We start from the raw sequence: 21,366 nt of genomic DNA on the forward strand, positions 1-21,366 counted from the left end.
AGGTCGGTGCGGTCACGCCGGTCACAGTCGCGTGCCCCAGATGTCGCCGCACCACACGTTGTCGTTGAAGGTGCCGGTGAACTCGGACGCACCGGTGATCTTCTCGACGGTGGCGCGGATGGCCTCGCGCGTGGGCGCATAGGAGTGGATGAGCGTCTTGACCATCGGAACGTCGACCAGATGGTTCGGCTGGTTGAGCGAGACGAAGATCGTCGGCACCTCGGTGACGTACCAGGGGATCTCGGCGGCCATCGGCGAGGACCAGCGGATGCGGACGGTCGCCTCCTGGGCGAACCCGGCGACGTTGGCGAAGACGATCGCGGCGTCGTACTTCTCGGTGTAGTCCCCGGATGCCTCATCGGCCATGACGGTGTGGAAGTACACGCCCTCCTCGCCCTCGGCCCGGCGCTGCGCTGCGTCCTTGAACACGTGCACCTCGAAGCCCGCGCGCTCCAGCTCCTCGCGGGCGATGTCGAGATAGCCGCGCGGATCGGTGCCGGTGAAGTCGGACTGCCCGGTGACGCCGTACAGGCGGATGCGGGGATGCGATGCCGGCGTCAGCGGCAGGTTGTGCTGGGTGTCCTTGACCAGGGTGACCGTGTGGTCCGCGACGGTCGTCGCGATCTCGACGTGCTCGTCGCTGCCGATGACCGACAGTGCCTGCACGGGCGGGACCAGCTGGTCCTTGGGCTTCTCGTGCAGCCCCAGCGACGCCTTCAGACCGAGGATGCGGGTGACGGCCTCGTCCAGCCGCTGCTCGGTGACGACGCCGTTCTCGATGCCGGCGCGCAGGTACTCGAGGTCCTCCAGCGGGTTGCGGAAGAAGAGGAACATGTCGCAACCGGCGGCGATCGCCGCGGGTACGGCGTCGCTGCGCTTCATGGACTGCGTCATGCCGACCATCATCGACGCGTCGGTGAGGATGAGCCCGTTGAAGCCCAGCTCGCCGCGCAGCAGATCCTGCAGCAGCTCGGGCGCGAGGGTCGCGGGCAGGATGTCCTCGTCGGCGATGCCCGGGCGGAAATGGCGCGACAGCTCGGGGGCGCCGATGTGCCCGATCATGATCGACTGCACGCCGTGCGCGATCAGCTCGCGGTACACCCGGCCGTAGCTCTCGTTCCACTCGTCGTAGCCGAGGGTGTTGTAGGTGGTCACCACATGCTGGTCGCGCTCGTCGACGCCGTCCCCGGGGAAGTGCTTCATCGCGGCGGCCGAGCCGGATTCGCTCAGACCGTCGAAGTAGCGCTTGGCGCGCTCGATCACGATGTCGGCGTTGTCGCCGAAGGAGCGCGTGCCGATCACGGTGTTGCGCCAGTTGCGGTGGATGTCGACGATCGGGGCGAAGGCCCAGTTGCAGCCGATCGCCGCCGTCTCGCGGCCGCCGACGAGCCCGAGGCGATAGGCGTCGTCCGGGTCGGGGCTGGAGCCCGCACCGAGGTGGGTGGTGACCAGGGTGCCGTCGTCGATGCTGCCCGCCCCGCCCATCTCGGGGTTGGATGCCACCAGCAGCGGGATCTTGGCGACCGACTGCGCGTAGCGGATGTGCTGCTGCACGGTGGCGGAGTCGGAGCCCATGAACCGGATGCCGCCGACGCCGTACCGTCGCACCACGGTGTCGAGGTAGGGCTCGCCGAACGAGGTGTTGAGATTGATGAACAGCTGCCCCATCTTCTCGTCGAGCGTCATGCCGGCGGCGGTGCGCTCGACCCAGTCGATCGCACCGCGATCGAGGTGGAACGGGGCTTGAGACAGATCGACCATGATGTTGTCCTTCGGTGTGCACAGCGGAAGTTCTGCTCGTATTCTTCCGTGGGCCGCCATCGTTTGTCAACCGGTTGCCAGACACTGATCATGTCTTGTCGAGCACCAGGACCGATGTGATGAATGATTTTGGCAATCGGTTGCAATATGGGCGCTTCGTCCGTAAGCTGGTCGCGCCTTCGCGACTGCGGAGGCGTTCCCACGGGCGTGAACGAGCCAAGGCGGTTTCGATGATGACGGACAACACGATCACCTGGTCCCTCTCCGGGTTCGGAGACGAGATCGATCCCGACCCGCGCGTGCAGATCGCCGTGCTCAAGGCGCTGGGCGCTCAGCACATCGAGGTCCGCAGCGCCTGGGGCGTGAACGTCGTGGATCTCTCGGATGAGCAGCTGAGCGAGCTCGCCCGCCTGCTGAAGGATGCCGGTCTCGGCGTCTCCGCGGTCGCCTCCCCGATCGGCAAGGTGGACGTGTCGCTGGACCCGGCTCTGGAGGTGCGCCGCCTGCAGCGCATCATCCGCGTCGCACACGCGCTGCAGACCGACAGCATCCGGATCTTCTCCTTCTTCCGCGGTGAGGGCGTGCCGGTCGAGAGCACCCGGGACGCCGTGATGACCGGGATGCGACTGCTCGCCGACGAGGCCGAGCGCGAAAAGGTCACACTGCTGCACGAGAACGAGAAGGACATCTACGGCGACATCCCGGAGCGGGTGCTCGATCTGGTCGAGACCGTCGCCTCACCGGCTCTGCGCCTGGCCTGGGACAGCGCGAACTTCGTGCAGGTCGGCGTCGCGCATCCGCATGACGACGGATTCGCGATGCTGCGCCCTCACCTCGACTACCTGCAGGTCAAGGATGCCGTCGCCGCCACCGGCGAGGTCGTGCCCGCGGGCCAGGGCGACGGACAGGTGCTCAAGACCGTCCAGGCGCTCGCGGCCGACGGCTACACCGGGTTCGCCTCGCTCGAGCCGCACCTCGCACAGGCGCACGCCCTCGGCGGATTCTCCGGCCCGGTGGCCTTCGGCGACGCCGCCCGCGCGTTCGCCGAACTGCTGCGGCAGGCCGGGGTGACCACGCGATGAGCGTGCGTGCGGCCGTCATCGGGCTGGGCGACATCTCCGCGCTGCATCTGGACGCGATCGCCGCGATGCCGGATGCCGAGCTCGTCGCCGTGTGCGACATCGACCAGGCACGGGCCGCAGCGGCATCCGATCGGCTGGGCGTGCCGGCCTTCACCGACCACCGCACGCTGTTCGCCGAGGCCGCGCCCGACGTCGTGCACATCTGCACGCCCCACGCCGCGCACGCCGCCGCCACGATCGACGCGCTGGAGGCCGGGATCGATGTGATCACCGAGAAGCCCCTCGCCCGGGATCCGCGGCAGGCCGCCGCCGTGGTGGATGCCGCCGCACGCAGCTCGGCGAAGATCGCGGTGTGCTTCCAGAACCGCTACAACACGCCGGTCCGCGCCGCCAAGGAGCTGCTGGACTCCGGCGAGCTCGGGGCGATCACCGGCGCCGCCGGTACCGTGATCTGGCACCGCACCCCGGAGTACTACCAGGCGTCGCCCTGGCGCAGCACCTGGTCGGGCGGAGGCGGCGGCCTGCTCATGAACCAGGCCATCCACACCCTCGACCTGCTGCGCTGGCTGGTCGGGGAGGTGCAGTCGGTCGCCGGCACCGCCGCCACCCGAGCCCTGCCGATCGAGGTCGAGGACACCGCCGAGCTGACACTCACCCACGAGAACGGCATCCGCTCGATCTTCTACGCCACCAACGCGCACGCGGCCAACGACCCGATCACGGTCAGCGTGGTCACCGAGCACGCTGAGCTCTTCCTCAGCGGGGATCTCAGGGTGACCTACACCGACGGGCGCGTGGAGACCGTGACCGAGGAGAAGTCCGCCGGCGGCGAGCGCGCGTATTGGGGCGTCTCGCACGAACGACTGATCACCGACTTCTACGCACGGCGCGGCGATTCCGAGCCGTTCTGGATCACCCCGACCGACGGCGCACGACTCGTCGACATCATCCACGAGGTCTACCGGGGCTCCTACCCCGAGCAGATCGCACAGCTCACAGAGATGGAGTAGCAATGACCGACAAGAAGGTTCGCCTGGGCATCATCGGCCTCGGCGCGGAGGGCGGCATGTACGCCGGCCTGCTCGCCGACGGCAAGGTGCCGAACATGCAGATCGGCGCCATCGCCGACATCGACCCCGCGAAGAAGGCGAAGGCCGACGAGCTCGCGGTGCCGTTCTACGACGACTACATCGCGATGATCGAGTCCGGCGACGTCGACGCGATCGTCACCTGCGTGCCGCACTACCTGCACCCCGAGATGGGCATCGAGGCTCTCAAGCGCGGCGTGCACACCCTGCTCGAGAAGCCGGTCGGCGTGTACACCGCGCAGGCGCGCGAGGTGATCGACTACGCCGCCACCAAGCCGGAGCTCACCTTCGGCGTGTTCTTCAACCAGCGCACGAACCCGCTGTACGTCGACCTCAAGGAGCTCATCTCCTCGGGCGAGCTGGGCGCGCTGCGGCACACCTCGTGGATCATCACCAACTGGTGGCGCCCGCAGGGCTACTACGACCAGTCCGACTGGCGTGCCACCTGGGGCGGCGAGGGCGGCGGCGTGCTCGTCAATCAGGCGCCGCACCAGCTGGACCTCTGGCAGTGGCTGTGCGGGGTGCCGAAGGCCGCCTTCGCCAAGCTGGGCTTCGGGTTTCGCCGCGACATCGCCGTGGAGGACGAGGTCAACGCCATCGTCGACTTCGGCGACGGTGCGACCGGCCACTTCATGACCGCCACCCACGACCTGGTCGGCACCGACCGCCTGGAGATCCTGTTCGATCGGGGCAAGATCGTGGTCGAGAACTCCAAGACCGTCACGATCACGCGCCTGAAGGATTCCGAGCAGGTGCTGTCGAAGGACATGACCATGGAGGACGTCATGAAGCTCTTCATGGGCAAGCTCGACGCGGACAGCCTGTACACGACCGAGACCAAGGAGTACGAGTCGGTGTGGGGGCTGCAGCATGCCACCGTGCTGCAGAACTTCGCCGGCAACGTGCTCGACGGCACCCCGCTGATCGCCCCCGGCGCCGACGGCATCAACGGCGTGCGTCTGGCCAACGCCATGCACCTGTCCGCGTGGACCGGCGAGGAGGTCGACATGACCGACTTCGACGAGAAGCGCTATCTCGACGAGCTCAACGCGCGCATCCGCACCGAGGGGAAGTTCGCCGAGCGCGCCTGACCCGCCTTCAGGGAAGCCCCGTTCACAGCCCGCCTCGGACCGTGAACGGGGCTTCTGCGCATCCGTCGTCGATGACGGTCATGTCAGACAGGTAACAGAGGTGTCACAAACATTTGTCAATCGGTTGCCGTTTCTGATGATATGACGTAGCGTGATGCTCGCAACCTATTTTGGCAACCGGTTGCACCTCATCGAAGAGCATCCCTCCAAGGAGAAGAACAATGAAGTTTCGCCCCTTCGCGGCCGCGGCAGCGGTTCTCGCCGCCGCACTCGCGCTGACCGCCTGCTCCGGCTCCGCCGGCAATGCGGGCAACCCCGGCGGCTCGGCCTCCGGTGCCAGCCTGACGGTCGGCAGCCTGGTCAACATCAACTCGTTCGACCCGGCCCAGGCGCACCTCGGCCACCAGATGCCGATCTACCAGGCGGCGTACGACACGCTCCTCCTGCGCGAGCCGGACGGCACCCTCTCCCCGATGCTCGCCACCAAGTGGGAGTACAACGCCGACAACACGGTGCTGACCCTGACTCTGCGCAGCGACGTCACGTTCTCCGACGGAACGAAGTTCGACGCCGAGGCGGCCAAGGCCAACCTCGACCACTTCAAGACGGCCAACGGACCCGACGCCAACCAGGCCAAGTCCATCGCCTCCGTCGACGTGGCCGGAGCCGACAGCGTCAAGATCACGCTGAGCGCGGCCGACCCCGCCTTCACCTACTACCTCAGCCAGGCACTCGGCTTCATGGGCAGCCCGAAGGCCCTGGGCAGCGACGCGATCAAGACCGACCCGGTCGGCAGCGGCCCGTACATCATGGACAAGGCCGGCAGCGTCAACGGCTCGCAGTTCACCTTCACCAAGAACCCCAAGTACTGGAACAAGTCGCTGCAGAAGTACGACAAGGTCACCTTCAAGGTGCTCACCGACACCACCGCGCGCGTGAACGCGATCGTCTCCGGACAGGTCGACGCCGTGCTCCTCGATCCGACGACCATGGCCCAGGCCGACAAGTCGGGTCTGAAGAAGATCAGCTACCCGGTGGACTGGCAGGGCCTGCTGCTGTTCGACCGCGGCGGCGCCTCCGCTCCGGAGCTCAAGGACGTGCGCGTGCGCCAGGCGATCAACTACGCGCTGGATCGCAAGACCATGCTCAAGGAGCTCATGAAGGGCGAGGGCGAGGTCACAGCCCAGGTCTTCGGCAAGACGACCGACGCCTACATCGCCGACCTCGACAGCGCCTACTCCTATGACAAGGCCAAGGCGAAGTCGTTGCTGGCCGAGGCCGGCTACGCCGACGGCTTCACCCTGAACGTGCCTCTGCTCCCCACCACCGAGAGCATCATGGCGATGGTCAAGCAGCAGCTCGGCGAGGTGGGCATCACCGTGAACCTCGCATCGGTTCCGCAGGCCAACTACGTCACCGACATCATCTCTGCGAAGTTCCCGGTCGCGTGGTTCAGCATCTTCCAGGGAGAGCCCTGGGTCGCGATCCGCCAGATGATCACCACCGACGCGGCGTACAACCCGTTCAAGACCACCTCGCCCGAGCTGCAGGCCGACATCGACGCCGTGCAGACCGGCGGCGACAAGGCCGGCGAGCTCGCCCAGAAGGTCAACCAGTACGTGGTCGACCAGGCCTGGTTCGCACCGTTCTACCGCGTGAACCAGCTGTTCTACACGAACTCCAAGAAGGTCACGGTCGTGCCGCAGGTGCAGCAGGCGGTTCCGAACCTCTACAACTACTCCCCGGCGTCCTGATCGGGCTGCGGGGGAGGGCACGCGTCCTCCCCCGCCCCTGATCCGGCAGATCACGGATCGACACCATGCTGACATTCATCCTCAAGCGTCTGCTCGCGGGCGTGACCGTGCTGGTCGCGATCTCGGTCGCGACGTTCTTCCTCCTCTACTTCTCCAGCTCGAACATCGCGCGCAACATCCTGGGCGAGTTCGCCACTCCCGAGCAGGTCGCCGCCAAGGAGCACGACCTCGGCCTCGACCAGCCGATCATGACCCGGTTCTTCAGCTGGGCAGGTCAGGCGCTGACCGGAGACCTCGGGGCGTCCTGGTTCACCAGCGAGCCGGTCGCGCAGTCCCTGCTCAACCGGCTTCCGGTCACGCTCACCCTGGTCGTCGTCGCCATCATCGGCATCGCCATCTGCGCGACGCTGCTGGGCATCGCCGCCGCCGTCAAGCGCGGCTGGATCGACCGGGTCGTGCAGATCGCCGCGGTGATCGGCGAGGCGATCCCCAGCTTCGTGCTGGGTGTCGTGTTCGTCACCCTGTTCGCCATCCAGCTAGGCTGGTTCCCCGCCACCAGCAGCATCGGCCCCGGAGCGGGCGCCGAGGCGTGGGTGGCCTCGCTCACCCTGCCCGCTCTCGCACTGATCCTGAACGGCCTCACCAGCGCCGCGCAGCAGATCCGCAGCGCCGTGATCGGCCAGCTCGAGAAGGACTACGTGCGCACCCTCCGCAGTCGTGGCACCCCCGAGCCCGTCATCCTCTTCAAGCACGTGCTGCGCAGCGCCGCGCCGGCCGGCCTGACCGTGCTCAGCCTGAACTTCATCGGCATGCTCGGCGGCGTCGTGATCATCGAGCAGATCTTCGCACTGCCCGGCATGGGCGCTCTCGCCGTGCAGTCCACCACACTCGGCGACACCCCGCTCGTGATGGGCGTGGTGCTCTACACCGTCATCATCGTCATCATCGTCAACCTGCTCGTGGACCTCGCGAACGGGTGGCTCAACCCCAAGGTGCGTGTCTCATGAGCGAACCGGTCGAGATCGACGCGTCGCAGGCGACCATCACCCGCACGCACGTGTTCAAGCGGATCCTCCGCAACCCGATGGGCCTGATCGCCCTGGTCATCCTCGTGGTGCTGCTGCTCGTGGCGGTGCTGGCGCCATGGATCGCGCCGTTCGATCCGAACTTCGCCAACATCTCCAAGACGCTCGCCGGCTCCGACGGCGTCAACTGGCTGGGCACCGACAGCGCCGGACGCGACACGTTCAGCCGCTTCGTCTGGGGCGCGCAGGCCACCCTGCTCTCAGCGCTGCTGTGCGCGGCGGTCGCGATCGTGATCGGACTCCCCTCCGGCCTGATCGCCGGATACTTCAGCGGCGCGTTCGACTCGGTCGCCAACTGGGTCGTGAACGTGCTGATGGCCATCCCCGGCATCATCCTGCTGCTGACCATCCGCGCGGCCTTCGGCCCGTCGGTGTGGATCTCGATGATCGCGTTCGGCATCCTGATCAGCCCCGGATACTTCCGCCTGACCCGCACCGCGGTGCAGTCGGTGCGCAACGAGCTGTACGTCGACGCCGCCCGGGTCTCGGGCCTGAGCGACGCCCGCATCATCTCCCGGCACATCTTCTCGGTGGTGCGCGCCCCGATCATCATCCAGACGGCCATCGTCTGCGGCGTGGCGATCAGCATCCAGTCCGGACTGGAGTTCCTCGGACTCGGCGACCCCGCCGTCGCGACGTGGGGCGTGATGCTCGCAGAGGGCTTCAAGAACGTGTACCTGAACCCGATCCTGCTGCTGTGGCCGGCACTGGCGATCGGCGTCACGATCGGCGCCCTGGTGCTGCTCGGCAACGCCGTGCGCGACGCGCTTGAGGACCGCGAGAAGGTCAGGACGCCGAAGACCCGCCGGAACACCCTCACCTCCACCCGCCGCATCACGATCGCGGCGAAGAGCGAGCACGACCACCTGCTCGACGTGGCGAACCTCAAGGTCGGCTACCCGCAGGCCGACGGGTTCAAGGAGGTCGTGCGCGGGGTCTCCTTCTCGCTGGATCGCGGCGAGGTGCTCGGCATCGTCGGCGAGTCCGGCTCGGGCAAGTCGCAGACCGCGTTCTCCATCCTCGGACTGCTGCCGCCGGAGGCGCGCATCCTCGGCGGGGCCATCGAGTTCGACGGCCAGTACACCGTGGCCGACGGCGAGGACACCGTCAGCCAGTCGCGGCTGGCGAAGCTGCGCGGCACGCGCATCTCGTACATCCCGCAGGAGCCGATGTCCAACCTCGACCCGGCGTACACGATCGGCTCCCAGCTGGTCGCCCCGATGGTCCGCATCCTGCGCATCAGCCGTGCCGAAGCACGGCAGCGGGCGCTGAAGGTGCTCGCCGACGTCGGCATCGCCGATCCGCAGCGCACCTTCGACTCCTACCCCCACGAGGTGTCCGGCGGCATGGCGCAGCGCGTGCTGATCGCCGGCGCCATCAGCTGCGAGCCCGATCTGATCATCGCCGACGAGCCGACCACCGCGCTGGATGTCACAGTGCAGGCCGATGTGCTCGACCTGATCCGCGACCTGCAGAAGCGGCTCGGCGTGGGCGTGATCCTCGTCACGCACAACTTCGGCGTTGTGGCAGACCTGTGCGACCGCGTGGTCGTGATGCAGAACGGCCGCCTGGTCGAGGGCGGCACCGTGCGCGATGTGCTGCGCGACCCGCAGGACCCGTACACCGTGCGCCTGCTCTCCTCGATGCTCGAGGGCAAGGAGCCCATGACGATGCTCGTTACCCCGGAAGGAGGTCGGTGATCATGGCCGACACCGCCAGCACTCTCCTCGACGTCGAGGACCTGATCGTCGAGTACCCCGGCAAGGGATTCCGTGCCAAGTCGTTCCGCGCGCTGACCGACATCTCCATCGCGATCGGCCGGGGCGAGACCCTGGGCCTGGTGGGCGAGTCCGGCTCGGGCAAGACCACGCTCGGCCGCGCCGTGCTGGGCCTGGCCCCCGTCACCGGCGGGAGCATCGAATTCGAGGGTCAGCAGATCGGCCACGCCTCCCGCAGGCAGCGGCAGAAGCTCAGCCGCCATCTGCAGGTGGTGTTCCAGGATCCCTACACCTCGCTGAACCCGGCCATGGAGATCGGCGACATCCTCGCCGAGCCTCTGGGCATCCAGGGGGTGTCCCCGGCGGACTCCCGCAAGCGGGTGAAGGAGCTGCTCGACCAGGTGAGCCTGCCCAGCGACGCCGTGCACCGCCAGCCGCGGGAGTTCTCCGGTGGCCAGCGGCAGCGCGTGGCGATCGCCAGGGCGCTGGCGCTGTCGCCCAAGCTGATCGTGTGCGACGAGCCCGTCTCGGCCCTGGACCTGACCACTCAGGCCACGGTGCTGGACCTGTTCCTGCAGATCCAGCGCGACACCGGGGTGTCGTACCTGTTCATCTCCCACGACCTCGACGTGGTCCATCACATCAGCCACAGGGTGGCGGTGATGTACCGCGGCCGGATCGTGGAGCAGGGAGATGCCGGACAGGTCACCCGGCGTCCGCAGCATCCGTACACCCAGAAGCTGCTGCTGGCCTCACCCGTCCCCGACCCCGACCGGCAGCAGGCGCGGCGCGACGAGCGGCGCAGGCTGGCCGAGGAGCTGGCGCAGCAGGGCGATTTCAGCCCCGCGGACGCCTGAGGGGTGCGCGCGGCGATGCATTACGGTAGTCACTGGGCGAGCGCACACGATCCGGCGCGCTCGTGGAAGGGAGCTCGACGGTGGTGACCGATCCCACGGGGAGCCCTACGACTCGGCGCAGGGCTCGTTCGGCGCCCACGATCTACGACGTGGCCCGGCTCGCGGGAGTGAACCCGTCGACGGTCTCGCGCGCGCTGAGCCAGCCCGGCCGCATCAACGTCAAGACCGAGGCGAAGATCCATGCCGCGGCCAAGGAGCTCAACTACCGCCTGAATCCGATGGCGCGCGCGCTGCCCACCGGACGCACGAACACCCTCGGCCTGCTGATCGCGGACATCACGAACCCGGTGATCTTCGGGATCGTCCGCGGCGCCGAGAAGGCCGCCACCGCCCACGGCTACACCCTGGTGGTCAGCGAGTCTCAGGAGTCGGGCACGGTCGAGGCCACCTCGGCTCAACGCATACAGCCGTCGGTGGATGCGCTGATCCTGGGCACCTCGCGACTGGACGACGAGCAGATCGTCACGCTCGCCGGCACCAAGCCGCTCGTGGCGCTGAATCGCCGGATCGAGGGGGTGGCGTGCATCACGCCGAACGCCGAGCCCGGCGTGGATCAGGCGCTCGCGCATCTGGAGCTGCTGGGACACACCTCACTGCTGTTCCTGAACGGCCCGGAGCGGTCGTGGATCGGGCGGCGACGGTGGGAGGCGCTGCAGGACGGCGCGCAGCGCCGGGGCATGACCGTCACCTCCATCGGCCCGAACCAGCCGACCCTGGATGGCGGGCACGCGACCCTCGCCCGGGTGATCGCTTCGAACACCACCGCCGTGGTCGCCTTCAACGACCTGATGGCGATCGGCCTGCTGCGCGCGGCGACCGAGCAGGGCATCCCCGTGCCCGAGCGCTTCAGCATCATCGGCTTCGACGACAGCTTCGGCTCGGACTTCACGACGCCGCCGCTCACGACGGTCCGCTCCCCCCTGGAGGAGGCCGGCGAGCGGGCGGTGCTGCGGGCCCTGGATCTGATCGAGTCCCGGGAGCCGGCCGCCGTGGACCACGAGCTCGAGACCGAGCTGATCATCCGCGGCTCCACCGGCCCCGCGCGGAGCGTCTGACCGCCCGTCGCTCCTGACGCCCGTCGCGCCTGACTCTCGCGCGCGGCGTCACCCGAGCAGGGTGACGATCAACAGCATGGCCGGCAGGCATCCGATCGTGGTCAGCAGCACGGCATCCCGCGAGATCTCCTCGCCGATGTCGTAGCGCTGCGAGAAGTTGAAGATGTTCTGCGCGGTGGGAAGCGCGGCGAGCACCGTGACGATGAGCACCTGCTCGGGCGGGAGCCGGAACAGGAACTCCGCCGCAGCCCAGGCGATCACGGGCATCACGACGATCTTGAGCGTCGTGGCGAGCACGATGTCCCGGCGATGCCCACGGCTGCCGAGCACGCGCTGACCGGGCAGCGACATCCCGTAGCTGATCAGCAGCACCGGCACCGCGGCATTCGCGATCAGCTGCACCGGCTCCATCACCAGCTCCGGCACCGGGATGCCGAGCACCGAGACGATCGCGCCCAGGAGCGACCCGATGATGATGGGGTTGGTGGCGGTGCGCACCACGGTGCGGCGCAGCGATGTGCGCTCGCTCGTGACGGCATCCAGGATCGTCAACGACACCGGAGTGAACACCAGCAGCTGCATGAGCACGACCGGCGCGGGGTAGGCGGCGCTGCCCAGCAGGTACAGCGAGAGGGGCAGGCCGATGTTGTTGGCGTTCACGTGCCCGGACGACAGTGCGCCGATGGTCGTGATCCCGACCGGACGCCGCCACACCAGGCGTGCCACGACCGTGTGGATCGCGAACACCGACACCGCAGCGATCGCCGACACCGGCAGCAGCGAGGAGAACAGCATGCCGGCATCTGCGCGCGCGAGCACGACGAACAGCAGGAACGGCGAGAGCACGAAGAAGCTCAGCCGCATCAGCACGTCCCGCGCATGCGGACCGAGCAGCCGCACCCGGCCGATGACCCAGCCGACCAGGATGGCGACGGAGACGACGACGAACCCCGTCAGCGCGTCGAGCATCTGTCGGGGTCCGTCATGGTCGGGCGGCGCTCAGGCGATGAGCCGCTGCGGTGGTCAGAAGAGGTCGCGGTGCCCCAGCGCGACCAGGTTGTCGTACGAGGTCTGCAGGCAGTCGAACACGTCCCGCCCGTACAGCTGGTCCTGCTCGACCAGCAGGTACTCGGCGTCGGTGTCCACCGCCGCCGCGATGATCGCGGCGAAGTCGAGGTTGCCCTCGCCGACCTCGGCGAACTGCACGACACCAGTGAACGCGTCCATGAACGTCTTGAAGTCACCCGCCTCCAGCGCCGTGAACGCGTCGGCGGGGAGCTGCCCGATGCGGTAGTCCTTGAGGTGGATCATCGCGACGCGGTCGCTGTACTTGTGGATGGTGGCCACCGGGTCCTTGCCGCCGCGCTGGACCCAGTGCACGTCCAGCTCCAGGCCCATGGCGGGGGCGCGGTCGGCGATGATGTCCAGCAGCAGCTTGCCGTCGTACTTCGCGAACTCGATGTGGTGGTTGTGGTAGTACAGCCGGATGCCGTCTGCGGCGAGCCGCTCGGCGTACTCGTTGGTCTGATCTGCGAATTCGAGCACAAGGTCCAGCGAAGCCATCGCGTCGAACGGCAGCATCCCGATGCGCACCATCGTGGTGTCCAGGCGCCGGCAGTCCGCGACGATCTTGTCGTAGTCGTCCGTGAGCGTGTCCATGGGGATGCCGGCCTTGCCGCGCAGACCCGCCGAGAGGGAGGCGATGTCCATGCCCAGCTCGTCACGCGCACGGACCAGCTGGTCGACGTTCTCGGTGGTCATCGGGATCTGCGACACCTCGACGGCGTGGTAGCCGATGTCAGTGATCCTCTTCAGAGTCTGGAATGCACCGACCTCGCCGAAGCTGTCCTTGAGCATCATCGCCTGGACGCCGATCTTCGCCATCCTGTCCTCCTTCGTTGGAATCGGCCGTTGTCGGCCGAACTGGTGCGTGACCCTCAGTGTGGCACGGTCGACAGCGATTGGCAATCGGTTGCGTGCAAGTTGCAACCAAGTGAGCAACAGCCCCGTCTGCAGGACTTTCACAGGTTGGCAATCGCTTGCCAAATGGCCATCAGCGTGCTTTACTTTGTTCACCGGCTACTGAGATGCGCAAGGGTGCAGCCCGCGAAGAAGCGAAGGAAGGTCTCATGCCCCATTCACACACCACCGTCGCCCCCGCCAAGGGGCCGGCTCGGCTGAGCAGGCTGAGCATCGTCGGCTACGGCGCCGGAGACGCGGCCAACAACCTCGCCTTCACCACGGCCACGATGTTCCTGCTGGTGTACTACACCGACGTCGCCGGCATCTCCGCCGCCGCGGCGGGCACCCTGCTGCTGGTGGTGCGCATCTTCGACGCCTTCGCGGACGTGTTCGCCGGTCGCATCGTCGACCGCACGTTCCACAAGCGGCTCGGCAAGTTCCGCCCGTTCATCATGTTCGGCTCCGTGCCGCTGCTGCTGCTCTCGTGCGCCGTGTTCTCGGTGCCGCAGATCGGCGAGAGCGGGATGCTGCTGTACGCGTACCTCACCTACGCGGCGCTCGGCCTGGCCTACAGCCTGGTCAACATCCCGTACGGCTCGCTGGCCGGCGCGATGACGCAGGATGCCGGTGAGCGTGCCAAGCTCGCCAGCGCCCGCACCATCGGCGGCATGGTCGTCGGCGCGGGCCTGGGCGTGTTCGTCGCCCCGCTGATCGTTCCTGGCGCGAACCTGCAGACGCTGTTCACGTTCATGACGCTCGGATTCGTCGTGGTGGGCACCGCCCTGTACCTGTTCACCGCGTTCACCGCCAAGGAGCGCGTGAACCGCGACGTGCAGCACGTCTCCCTCAAGCAGAGCATCGCCACGCTGAAGGGCAATCGCCCGCTGCTGATGCTGTGCCTGAGCTCGCTGGTGTTCCTGACCGGCATGCTCGCGCTGAGCACCATCCAGCTGTACTACCTGCGCGACGTGCTGCACGCGCTGCCGCTGTACGCGGCCGTCTCGATCGCGCAGATCGTGCTGACCTTCGGCCTGGCCGCCGTGCTGCCCAAGGCCGTGCGCACCTGGGGCAAGCGCAGCGCCTACATCGCCGGCGGGCTGATCATGGCCGCGGGCGGAGCGCTGATGTTCTTCTCCCCGGCGGACACCGTGTGGCTGGGCTTCAGCGGTCTGCTGGTGGCGCAGCTGGGACTCATCCTGGTGAACATGCTCGTGTGGGCACTGGAGGCCGACACCGTCGAATACGGCGAGTGGCGCACCGGCGTGCGCTCCGAGGGCATCATCTACGCGCTGTTCTCCTTCACCCGCAAGACGGGTCAGGCCATCGGCGGTGCACTGGCGGCCTTCGCGCTATCCTGGGGCGGGTACGCGGCGGGCGCCGCGCAGCAGAGCGCGCACGCCGAGCTCGGCATCCGCGCCGGCGCAGGGCTGATCCCGCTGATCTGCTCGGTCGTCGCCATCGCCGTGATGTTCTTCTACCCGCTCACCGACCAGCGTCACCGCGAGATCGTCGCCGAGATCGCGGACCGCAGGGAGCGGGCAGCTGCGGGAGACCCGATCGCCCCCAACCTGTCCACAGCGGCGTTCGCCTCGCACCGCACCGCCCAGGGCGGCCACCTGCCGGTGGACTGACCGCACCGCATATCTTTCCCGGATCACATCTCTTCAGACAAGGAGCGCCATGAACATCGAAAAGGCTGAGGTCATCGTCACCAGCCCCGACCGGAACTTCGTCACCCTCAAGCTGACCACCGACGACGGCCTGGTCGGCCTCGGCGATGCCACGCTGAACGGGCGCGAGCTTGCCGTCGTGGCGTACCTGCAGGAGCACGTCGCGCCGCTGCTGATCGGCTCGGATGCCTCGAAGATCGAGGACACCTGGCAGTTCCTCTACCGCTCGGCGTACTGGCGCCGCGGCCCCGTCACGATGGCCGCGATCGCCGCCGTGGACATGGCGCTGTGGGACATCAAGGCCAAGGCTGCGGGCATGCCGCTGTACCAGCTGCTCGGCGGCGCTTCGCGCGAGGGCCTGCTGGCCTACGGTCACGCCTCGGGCAAGGAGCTGCCCGAGCTGTTCGACAGCATCCGCTCGCACCAGGAGCAGGGCTACCGCGCGATCCGCGTGCAGACCGGCGTGCCCGGCCTGAAGGCCATCTACGGCATCGCGTCGCAGTCGGCCGACACCGGCGGCGGCGAGGCGCGCTACGACCACGAGCCGGCCCGCCGCGGCGCAAAGCCCGTGCAGGAGGACTGGGACACGCGCGCCTACCTGCGCCACCTGCCCGGCGTGTTCGAGGCCGTGCGCAACGAGTTCGGCCCCGAGATGCCGCTGCTGCACGACGGTCACCACCGCATGACCCCGCTGCAGGCCGCCAAGCTCGGCAAGGAGCTGGAGCCGTACGACCTGTTCTGGCTCGAGGACTGCACCCCCGCCGAGAACCAGGAGGCGCTGAAGCTCGTGCGTCAGCACACCACCACGCCGCTGGCGATCGGCGAGATCTTCAACACCATCTGGGACTTCAAGGACCTGATCCGCGACCAGCTCATCGACTACGTGCGCGGCGCCGTCACCCACATGGGCGGCATCACCCCGCTGAAGAAGACCGTCGACTACGCCGCCATGTACCAGATCAAGTCCGGCTTCCACGGCCCCACCGACATCTCCCCCGTCGGCATGGCCGCGCAGATGCACCTGGGTCTCGCGATCCACAACTTCGGCATCCAGGAGTACATGCAGCACGGCTGGAAGACCGACCAGGTCTTCCAGCAGTCGTTCACGTGGAGCAATGGCCTGCTGCACCCCGGGAACAAGCCGGGACTCGGCGTCGATCTCGACCTGGACGAGGCCGGCAAGTACCCGTACGAGACCGCCTACCTGCCGTACAACCGTCTGCACGACGGCACGGTCCACGACTGGTGATCCCCCAGCCCACGACCGGCGCGACAGCCGGAGCCGCCCACGCGCACGACCCGATCGTCGTGATGGGCGTCTCCGGCATCGGCAAGAGCACCATCGCCCGCCTCATCGGCGAGCAGCTGGGGATGCCGTACCTCGACGCCGACGACCTGCACGGCGAGGCCAACATCGCGAAGATGAGCGCAGGGATCCCGCTGACCGATGAGGACCGGCTGCCCTGGCTGCACCGCGTCGGCGAGGCGCTGTCGGCCGGCGCCGCTCCGGTGATGGCCTGCTCCGCGCTGAAGCGGGCTTACCGCGAAGTGCTGCTCACGCACGCCCCGCGAGCGTCCTTCGTGATGCTGTCGGCCGATGCCGAGCGCATCACCGCGCAGGTGACCGCGCGTACCGGCCACTTCATGCCGCCGGCGCTGCTGCAGTCGCAGCTCGGGGCACTGGAGCCGCTGCAGTCGGACGAGCCGGGGCTGATCGTCCTCGTCGACGACGATCCGGTGCCGATCGCGTCGCGGATCGTCTCGTGGGTGACATCGCGCTGACTCCCGCGCTGATGCGGCAGGATGGTGGCGTGACCGCCGATCTGCCTCGCCTGCACGACCTTCTCGACTCCGGCTCCGCGCTGAACTGGGTGTGCACGGGCGACTCGATCACGCACGGGCTCAGCCACACACTGGGCGCCCGCAATTACGTCGACCACCTGCACGAACTGATCCGCGGCGACCTGGAGCGCGTGCAGGACGTCGTGATCAACACCGCGATCAGCGGCTGGCGCGTCGTGCAGCTGCTGGAGGACTTCGACCGGCGGGTCGCCGACTGGCATCCGCACGTGGTCACCCTCATGATCGGCACCAACGACTGCTCCACCGGCGGGGCGTTCCCCGTGATCGAGCCGGTCGAGTTCGCGGCATCCGTCACCGAGTTCGTCGCCCGCGTGCGCGCGCTGGGCGCCATCCCCGTGCTGCAGACGCAGCCGTCGGTGGATGCCGCGAACGCGCCGGAGCGCGCCCGCATCGCGGACTTCGCGCAGGCCGTCCGCGACGTCGCGAGCGCTGCGGACGTGATCCTCGTCGACCAGTTCGCCAGGTGCACCGCCGTCGGCGAGGGGCGCCAGGGCGGCATCCCGTGGGGCCTGATGAACGACCCGTTCCACCCGAACGCCGCCGGCCACGCCCTGCTGGCACTGGACATCGCCGAGACGCTGGAACTGACCGCAGGACCCGAGCGCGACCGCGTGCTGCCCCTCCTGCGCACGCTGGTGCACGCCGCCCGCTGACCCTCCGCGGCGCGCCGTCGCGCGACGTCGCGCGCTCGCCGTTCCCCGTTACAGATCGGGGGCCGACACGCGTCAGCCCTCCCGCGAGCTTCTCCTCAGCAGCATCGCGCTGACCAGGCCCAGCGCCAGGAACGCCACCGCCACCAGCAGCGACCAGCGCGTGGCATCCGCGAAACCCGCCGACAGCGCGTCGACGGTGGCCTGCGTGTGATCGCCGAGCGGGGAGTGCACGCCCTGTGCACGCAGCTGGGTGATGGTGGTCCCGGCGGACAGCCGCGTGGAGTCGGCGATGCTGTCGGCGTTCGGACCCGAGATGCCCGCATTCGACAGCGCGGCGGGAAGCGTGACGGCCAGCGCCACCGAGAGGGCGGCTCCCGCGAATGCCGTGCCGAGTGCGGAGCCGACCTGCCGCACGGTGCTCTGCGTGGCTGATCCCTGCCCGGAGATCGACACGGGCACATCCCGCAGCACGGTGCCGGTCAGCTGAGCGGATGCCAGCCCCAGGCCCAGTCCGTAGAACACCAGCGGGATGACGATCACCCAGCCCGAGGTGTCGCCCTGCACCGTGAACGTCAGCGCGAGCGCACTGGCCACCTCGAGCCCCAAGCCGATGAGCACCGCTCCGGGGGCGCCGAACCGCATCGCCAGGTGTCGAGCGCCCGCGCCGGAGACGAACGCGCCCAGCGCCATGCCTGCCAGTACGAGTCCGGCGCCCATGACGTCCAGCCCCAGCGCGTTGACCAGGTACAGCGGCAGCACGAACAGCAGCGCGAACTCGCCGACGGCCACCATCCCGGCCGTGAGGTTGCCCCACGAGAACGTGGACAGCGAGAACAGTCCGAGATCCAGCAGCGCCTGGCGCTGCACCTTCTCACGGTGGCGCTCCCAGATCACGAAGAGCACCAGGGCCACCGCGGCGACGGCGAAGGCCGCGGGCACGGCCGAGATCGGAGCATCCTTCCCCCACGTCCAGCCGAACGCGACCAGGTCGGCCTTCGGCGTCCACCAGCCCAGATCGGGGCCCTCGATGACGGCGAACACCAGCGCACCGAAGCCGATGGCGCTGAGCAGGGCGCCGTCGACGTCCATGCCGGGGCGGGTCTTCTCGCCGCGGGTCTCGCGCACGGTGAACAGCGCGGCGATCAGCACCAGCGCACCCAACGGCAGGTTCACCAGGAAGATCCAGTGCCACGACGCCCACTGCGTCAGCGCCCCGCCGGCCAGCGGGCCGATGGCCGCCGCCCCGGAGATCACCGCACCCCACACGCCGAATGCCGTGGCGCGGTGCCGCCCGCGGAACACGGCGTTGACCGTGGACAGCGTGGACGGCATGATGAACGCCGCGCCGACGGCCTGCACCGCTCGCGCCCCGATCAGCGCGCCGGCTGTGGCCGACATGGCCGCCAGCAGGCTGCCGCCCATGAACACCACGAGTCCGGCGAGGAGCAGCCGCTTGCGACCCCACCGATCGGCCAGGCTCCCGGTGGACAGCAGCAGCGCCGCCAGCAGCACGGCGTACAGGCTGTTGACCCACTGCGCGTCGGTGATGTTCAGCTTCAGCTCGCCGATGATGACCGGCAGCGCGACGCCCACGATGGTGCCGTCCAGCACGATCAGTCCCAGTCCGATCGACAGCACGGCGAGGCCCAGCCAGTCCCGCCTGGTCGGCGCGATCTCCGCGTCCCGGTCCTTCGTCATGCGAGCGGTCCTTCCTGGCATCAGATCAGCCCGGCTTCGCGGGCGACATGGATGGCGCGCGAGCGGCTGTCGACGTCGAGCTTGGTGAAGATGTGGGCGAGGTGGCTCTTGACGGTCGCCTCGGTGACGAAGAGCGTGCGGGCGATCTCCCGGTTCGCCGCGCCGGTCGCCAGCAGCCGCAGCACCTCGGTCTCGCGATCGGTCAGCCGGGGCAGCGGACTGCGCAGCCCCTCCAGCAGTCGCGTGGCGAGTTCGGGTGCCAGCACCATCCCGCCGGCGGCGGCCCTGCGGATGCCGTCGACGATGAGCTCCGGCGCGACCTCCTTCAGAAGGTAGCCGGCGGCCCCCGCCTCGATGGCGCCGCGGATCTCGGCATCCCTGTCGAAGGTGGTGAGGATGAGCACCGCCGGTGCAGGGGTGAGCGCGCGCAGCGCGGCGGTGGTGCGGATGCCGTCGATCCCCTCTCCCAGGCGCAGGTCGCACAGCACGACATCCGGATGCAGCAGCTGCGCCAGCTCGATGGCCTCCTCGCCGGTGGCGGCCTCGCCCACCACCTGCACGTCGTCGGCGTCGAGCACGGCCCGCAGCCCGCTGCGCACCACGGGGTGGTCGTCGACCAGCAGCACGGTGATGGTCATTCGCTCTTCTCCTCGGGTCTCGAGTGCGGTGCGTATCCCGGATCCCGTACCGGGGCGGATCCCGCACCGGATGCCGGTGGCACCGGCTCCGGGCGGATCGGAAGCTGCACGGAGATCGCCGTCCCCTCGCCGGGTGCGCTCTCGATGTCCAGACCGCCGCCGAGCTCTCGCAGCCGCGCCCGCATGAACCGGAGCCCATAGCTCGACGCACTGCCGGCATCCGCCTCCCAGGCTCTGACGTCGAAGCCCGAGCCGTCGTCCATGATGTCCAGCCGCACGCTCCGCTCGTCGTCGATCAGGCTCATCACGACCCGGTGCGCGGCGGCGTGCAGGCGCACGTTGGCCAGCGCCGACTGCGCGGTGCGCAGCAGCGCGACCTCCACCTCGGTGGGCAGCACTGGCAGGGACTCGTCGACATGCAGCTCGACCTGGAGCCCCGCCTCGTCCCGCGCGCGATCCAGCATGCCCCGCAGCGCCGTGGCCAGCGGGCCGTCCTCCAGCTCGGCGGGCGCGAGATCCGCCACGATCCTGCGCACGTCGGCGAGGCTCCCGCCGGCGAGCGCCTCCACCTGATGCAGGGCCCGAGCCGCACCGGCATCCGTGCTGCGGTCGGCCCCCGCATGCGCGAGCAGGCGGATGGAGGACAGCGCCTGCGCGACGGTGTCGTGGATGTCGCGCGAGATGCGGGTGCGCTCGGCGACGGCGCCCGACTCCCGCTGCGCGAGCGCGAGCTCGTCCTGCAGATCAGCCATCTCGTGCTGCGCCTGCGTGAGCGAGGCGACCAGCCGCTCGCGCTCGGCGGCATCCCGCAGCAGCTGCAGATAGCCGCGCGAGATCCCGAAGGCGAAGACGCCGCCGATCAGCGGACCGAACACCGTGGCGTAGCTGGTCGAGCCGTGGTGCAGGATCGGCGCGACGATCACGACGGCCAGGACCAGCGCCGAGAACAGCAGCCCCCACGGCACGGGCAGCAGGTGGCCGGCCAGCAGCCACAGCAGGAACGCGATCCAGATGAACTCCGGCGAGACGGCCACGGCCGCGATCCAGATCACCGCCAGGGCGACCAGCCACCAGATGGCGAACCGCCGGGAGCCGCGCGAGGGGAGGATCGTGCCGGCCGTGTGCACGGCGAGGATCGCGAGCCCTGCCAGCACCGCTGCGGCGATCGGGGTGCCGTCGCCCACCGCCCGGACCACGCCGACCGCCGTCAGCACGGCCGCCATGGCGTGCTGGCCGAACTCCATCGCCCGCACCACCGGCGAAGCATGCCCAGACGCGCTGCGATCAGCGTGCAGCAGTGGCGCGTTCACGACGTCCATGTGTTGATTCTC

General features: G+C 68.8%; 18 protein-coding genes. 12 read left to right on the forward strand and 6 right to left on the reverse strand.

Features of this window, described 5'->3' with window-relative positions; translation table 11 throughout:
• Positions 1 to 21 precede the first annotated feature (21 nt).
• Positions 22 to 1,761 carry a glycoside hydrolase family 3 N-terminal domain-containing protein gene (locus Q0568_RS05740; RefSeq protein ID WP_298863618.1) on the reverse strand — a complete coding sequence of 580 codons (1,740 nt, stop codon included), beginning with the start codon at positions 1,759 to 1,761 and terminating at the stop codon, positions 22 to 24.
• A 230-nt stretch (positions 1,762 to 1,991) separates the two neighbouring features.
• On the opposite strand from Q0568_RS05740, the gene Q0568_RS05745 reads away from it, so the two are divergent.
• From Q0568_RS05745 to Q0568_RS05780, 8 genes are all read left to right on the forward strand, one after another.
• Positions 1,992 to 2,843 carry a sugar phosphate isomerase/epimerase gene (locus Q0568_RS05745; RefSeq protein WP_298863621.1) on the forward strand — a complete coding sequence of 284 codons (852 nt, stop codon included), beginning with the start codon at positions 1,992 to 1,994 and terminating at the stop codon, positions 2,841 to 2,843.
• Positions 2,840 to 3,853, forward strand: a complete 1,014-nt coding sequence (locus tag Q0568_RS05750; protein ID WP_298863624.1) for a Gfo/Idh/MocA family oxidoreductase — start codon at positions 2,840 to 2,842, stop codon at positions 3,851 to 3,853. The genes Q0568_RS05745 and Q0568_RS05750 overlap by 4 nt, the downstream gene beginning before the upstream one ends.
• 2 nt (positions 3,854 to 3,855) lie before the next feature.
• On the forward strand, positions 3,856 to 5,022 hold the full coding sequence (locus tag Q0568_RS05755) for a Gfo/Idh/MocA family oxidoreductase (protein ID WP_298863627.1): 1,167 nt from the start codon (positions 3,856 to 3,858) through the stop codon (positions 5,020 to 5,022).
• 221 nt (positions 5,023 to 5,243) lie between these two features.
• Positions 5,244 to 6,776 (forward strand): ABC transporter substrate-binding protein, encoded by a 1,533-nt coding sequence (locus Q0568_RS05760; RefSeq protein ID WP_298863630.1) that lies wholly within the window; start codon positions 5,244 to 5,246, stop codon positions 6,774 to 6,776.
• Between the two features lie 65 nt (positions 6,777 to 6,841).
• Positions 6,842 to 7,783 (forward strand): ABC transporter permease, encoded by a 942-nt coding sequence (locus Q0568_RS05765; protein WP_298863633.1) that lies wholly within the window; start codon positions 6,842 to 6,844, stop codon positions 7,781 to 7,783.
• On the forward strand, positions 7,780 to 9,561 hold the full coding sequence (locus Q0568_RS05770) for a dipeptide/oligopeptide/nickel ABC transporter permease/ATP-binding protein (RefSeq protein ID WP_298863636.1): 1,782 nt from the start codon (positions 7,780 to 7,782) through the stop codon (positions 9,559 to 9,561). The genes Q0568_RS05765 and Q0568_RS05770 overlap by 4 nt, the downstream gene beginning before the upstream one ends.
• Before the next feature lie 2 nt (positions 9,562 to 9,563).
• Positions 9,564 to 10,436 (forward strand): ATP-binding cassette domain-containing protein, encoded by an 873-nt coding sequence (locus Q0568_RS05775; protein ID WP_298863638.1) that lies wholly within the window; start codon positions 9,564 to 9,566, stop codon positions 10,434 to 10,436.
• Positions 10,437 to 10,585: 149 nt separating this feature from the next.
• Positions 10,586 to 11,551, forward strand: coding sequence for a LacI family DNA-binding transcriptional regulator (locus tag Q0568_RS05780; RefSeq protein WP_298863641.1), 966 nt, complete (start codon positions 10,586 to 10,588; stop codon positions 11,549 to 11,551).
• 48 nt (positions 11,552 to 11,599) lie between these two features.
• Here Q0568_RS05780 and Q0568_RS05785 read toward each other — a convergent pair whose 3' ends face one another.
• Positions 11,600 to 12,520: an AEC family transporter gene (locus Q0568_RS05785; RefSeq protein ID WP_298863644.1), complete on the reverse strand. Its 921-nt coding sequence runs from the start codon at positions 12,518 to 12,520 to the stop codon at positions 11,600 to 11,602.
• Positions 12,521 to 12,574: 54 nt separating this feature from the next.
• Complete coding sequence (locus Q0568_RS05790) at positions 12,575 to 13,435, reverse strand: sugar phosphate isomerase/epimerase (RefSeq protein WP_298863648.1); 861 nt, start codon at positions 13,433 to 13,435, stop codon at positions 12,575 to 12,577.
• A 245-nt stretch (positions 13,436 to 13,680) separates the two neighbouring features.
• On the opposite strand from Q0568_RS05790, the gene uidB reads away from it, so the two are divergent.
• Genes uidB through Q0568_RS05810 form a run of 4 tightly spaced genes read left to right on the forward strand, consistent with a single transcriptional unit; the run spans position 13,681 to position 17,699 of the window.
• On the forward strand, positions 13,681 to 15,144 hold the full coding sequence (gene uidB / locus Q0568_RS05795) for a glucuronide transporter (protein ID WP_298863651.1): 1,464 nt from the start codon (positions 13,681 to 13,683) through the stop codon (positions 15,142 to 15,144).
• 49 nt (positions 15,145 to 15,193) lie between these two features.
• Positions 15,194 to 16,432 carry a D-mannonate dehydratase ManD gene (gene manD / locus Q0568_RS05800; protein ID WP_298863654.1) on the forward strand — a complete coding sequence of 413 codons (1,239 nt, stop codon included), beginning with the start codon at positions 15,194 to 15,196 and terminating at the stop codon, positions 16,430 to 16,432.
• Positions 16,429 to 16,965, forward strand: a complete 537-nt coding sequence (locus Q0568_RS05805; protein ID WP_298863657.1) for a gluconokinase — start codon at positions 16,429 to 16,431, stop codon at positions 16,963 to 16,965. Before manD ends, Q0568_RS05805 begins: the two co-directional genes overlap by 4 nt.
• 29 nt (positions 16,966 to 16,994) lie before the next feature.
• Positions 16,995 to 17,699, forward strand: coding sequence for an SGNH/GDSL hydrolase family protein (locus Q0568_RS05810; protein WP_298863660.1), 705 nt, complete (start codon positions 16,995 to 16,997; stop codon positions 17,697 to 17,699).
• 72 nt (positions 17,700 to 17,771) lie between these two features.
• Here the strand turns inward: Q0568_RS05810 and Q0568_RS05815 are convergent, their stop codons facing one another.
• Genes Q0568_RS05815 through Q0568_RS05825 form a run of 3 tightly spaced genes read right to left on the reverse strand, consistent with a single transcriptional unit; the run spans position 17,772 to position 21,354 of the window.
• Positions 17,772 to 19,397, reverse strand: coding sequence for an MFS transporter (locus Q0568_RS05815; RefSeq protein WP_298863663.1), 1,626 nt, complete (start codon positions 19,395 to 19,397; stop codon positions 17,772 to 17,774).
• Positions 19,398 to 19,417: 20 nt separating this feature from the next.
• Positions 19,418 to 20,035, reverse strand: a complete 618-nt coding sequence (locus Q0568_RS05820; RefSeq protein WP_298863666.1) for a response regulator transcription factor — start codon at positions 20,033 to 20,035, stop codon at positions 19,418 to 19,420.
• Entirely contained in the window at positions 20,032 to 21,354 is a 1,323-nt protein-coding gene (locus tag Q0568_RS05825; RefSeq protein ID WP_298863670.1) for a sensor histidine kinase, read from the reverse strand. Before Q0568_RS05825 ends, Q0568_RS05820 begins: the two co-directional genes overlap by 4 nt.
• Positions 21,355 to 21,366 lie beyond the last annotated feature (12 nt).

This window comes from uncultured Microbacterium sp. (assembly GCF_937927635.1).
Taxonomy (GTDB): domain Bacteria; phylum Actinomycetota; class Actinomycetes; order Actinomycetales; family Microbacteriaceae; genus Microbacterium.

What these genes read in the sequence shown, in the direction of transcription:
- Q0568_RS05750 (WP_298863624.1), top strand. Translation starts at nt 2,840, where the DNA reads ATGAGCGTGCGTGCGGCCGTCATCGGGCTGGGCGACATCTCCGCGCTG.
- Q0568_RS05770 (WP_298863636.1), top strand. Translation starts at nt 7,780, where the DNA reads ATGAGCGAACCGGTCGAGATCGACGCGTCGCAGGCGACCATCACCCGC.
- Q0568_RS05765 (WP_298863633.1), top strand. Translation starts at nt 6,842, where the DNA reads ATGCTGACATTCATCCTCAAGCGTCTGCTCGCGGGCGTGACCGTGCTG.
- Q0568_RS05825 (WP_298863670.1), bottom strand. Translation starts at nt 21,354, where the DNA reads ATGGACGTCGTGAACGCGCCACTGCTGCACGCTGATCGCAGCGCGTCT.
- uidB (WP_298863651.1), top strand. Translation starts at nt 13,681, where the DNA reads ATGCCCCATTCACACACCACCGTCGCCCCCGCCAAGGGGCCGGCTCGG.
- Q0568_RS05755 (WP_298863627.1), top strand. Translation starts at nt 3,856, where the DNA reads ATGACCGACAAGAAGGTTCGCCTGGGCATCATCGGCCTCGGCGCGGAG.
- Q0568_RS05790 (WP_298863648.1), bottom strand. Translation starts at nt 13,435, where the DNA reads ATGGCGAAGATCGGCGTCCAGGCGATGATGCTCAAGGACAGCTTCGGC.
- Q0568_RS05760 (WP_298863630.1), top strand. Translation starts at nt 5,244, where the DNA reads ATGAAGTTTCGCCCCTTCGCGGCCGCGGCAGCGGTTCTCGCCGCCGCA.
- manD (WP_298863654.1), top strand. Translation starts at nt 15,194, where the DNA reads ATGAACATCGAAAAGGCTGAGGTCATCGTCACCAGCCCCGACCGGAAC.
- Q0568_RS05815 (WP_298863663.1), bottom strand. Translation starts at nt 19,397, where the DNA reads ATGACGAAGGACCGGGACGCGGAGATCGCGCCGACCAGGCGGGACTGG.
- Q0568_RS05775 (WP_298863638.1), top strand. Translation starts at nt 9,564, where the DNA reads ATGGCCGACACCGCCAGCACTCTCCTCGACGTCGAGGACCTGATCGTC.
- Q0568_RS05745 (WP_298863621.1), top strand. Translation starts at nt 1,992, where the DNA reads ATGATGACGGACAACACGATCACCTGGTCCCTCTCCGGGTTCGGAGAC.
- Q0568_RS05740 (WP_298863618.1), bottom strand. Translation starts at nt 1,761, where the DNA reads ATGGTCGATCTGTCTCAAGCCCCGTTCCACCTCGATCGCGGTGCGATC.
- Q0568_RS05785 (WP_298863644.1), bottom strand. Translation starts at nt 12,520, where the DNA reads ATGCTCGACGCGCTGACGGGGTTCGTCGTCGTCTCCGTCGCCATCCTG.
- Q0568_RS05820 (WP_298863666.1), bottom strand. Translation starts at nt 20,035, where the DNA reads ATGACCATCACCGTGCTGCTGGTCGACGACCACCCCGTGGTGCGCAGC.